The 1,632-nt window shown below is 35.7% G+C and carries 1 protein-coding gene and 1 pseudogene; both read left to right on the plus strand.

The features are described from left to right. Positions 1–1,313: CDP-glycerol glycerophosphotransferase family protein (locus tag C6H17_RS13200; protein ID WP_104731463.1), on the plus strand; the 1,313-nt coding region annotated here is incomplete at its 5' end. Beyond that, positions 1,310–1,632, plus strand: a pseudogene (locus C6H17_RS11775) (preprotein translocase YidC); the annotation flags it as partial. The gene C6H17_RS13200 and the pseudogene C6H17_RS11775, both read left to right, overlap by 4 nt.

The following is a 1,632-nucleotide window of genomic DNA, read 5'->3' on the forward strand; positions in this document are numbered from 1 at the left end:
AAGTGGAATACATCGGTAGTAGCGATAGTCCTAAGGCTATCTCTCGTCTTAATAGCCTTAAAGCTGATATTGTGATGATGAGCACACCACAGCTTGATATACTCCAAATCAAGCGAAGCAAAGGCGTGAAGCATTATAGCCATATTATCCACTCACTCCCGCACATAGATATTTATGAGGTATTTGCCCTTGATTACTTTGATAGTGTTTTTACAAATTCAATCATACATACAGATTTTATCCACGAAGTAGAAAGGGTAAGGAATCTCAAAACAAAAGAAGTTGTTATCACTGGCTGCACTTATCTTGATATTTTACAAGAAAAGTTACAAGACTATAAAGGGCTAGATGATGAGAAAAAGATACACTTTTTTCCAAAGACAGATACAAAGACCACTATACTTTTAGCACCATCTTGGGGGAGAGAGGCTTTGCTTAGCAAGTATGGTATGAAGCTTATTCAACCTTTTATAGATTCTAATTTTAATCTTATTATCCGTCCCCACCCACAAAGCTATAATTCCGAAAAGGAACTGCTAGATTCATTGCAAGCCCAAACCAAAGATTGCAGCAATATCGTATGGGATAATAATAGGGATAATATCTATGCCCTACATCGTGCAGATATGATGATAGGGGATTTCTCTGGTGTGATATTTGACTTTGTATGTTTGTTTGAAAAGCCTGTGCTAACACCTACATTTGATTTTAATATTATAGGCTATGACTTAGAGGATATTTATGAAACACCTTGGGTGAAAGATGCCCTAACTAAGATAGGCAAAAGCATTGAACCGAGTGAGTTTGATAGACTACCAAGCGTTATAGAATCTTTACTGCAGGATAAAGAGGGCTATGACAAGTTAAAAGAAAATATTAGAGCGATGAAAGCACTTCTTTGGGAGTATCAAGGTGTGGGTGGCATCAAAACCGCACAAGAGATTTTAAGAATAGAAAAAGAGATTCTAGAATCTAGACTGCAAGATAAACTAGAATTGCATAATGAGATAAATGCTATCAATAAAGTATTAGGGAATGCAGCAAATGGTATGTGTGAAGATTCTCATATTATTTTGCAGGATAAAAAAGATTCTATACAGAAGTTAGAATCTAAAAATTGTGCTCTAAACCCCGCAATCCACCCAAACACTGCGGAAGGATTTTTAGATAATTTCAAGGGTTGTGCAGATTTGAGTGCGAGAAGCTACCTTAAGGGTAGTGCCGAAGCACGAAAATCAAACTCCCTTGAAAGTGCAAAAAAGACAACGCAGAATCTAGATTCTAAAAAAGACATTGCAAAGGATAATGTATGATTACTGAACTTCTCTATTATATCTTCATATTTCCTTTAGAGCAAGTGCTTGATTGGGCTTTTTTTACATTATTTAAAGCAAGTAAGAATTATGGTGTAAGCATTATTTTATTAAGCCTTGTAGTCAACCTCTTTTTACTTAAAATCTTTCTCTACACTGATAAAAAGGCACAGCAAGAAGCAGATTTAAAAGAAAAACTAGATAAAAGGATTAAATCGTGGAAAAGCGTATATAAGAGAGCAAAACTCTATGCTTTTACACAAGCACTATACAGACAGCATAAGTATCACCCTATTTATGCTCTGCGTAGTCTTGGCGG

The sequence above is a fragment of the Helicobacter rappini genome (genome assembly GCF_900198625.1).
Taxonomy (GTDB): Bacteria; Campylobacterota; Campylobacteria; order Campylobacterales; family Helicobacteraceae; genus Helicobacter_A; species Helicobacter_A rappini.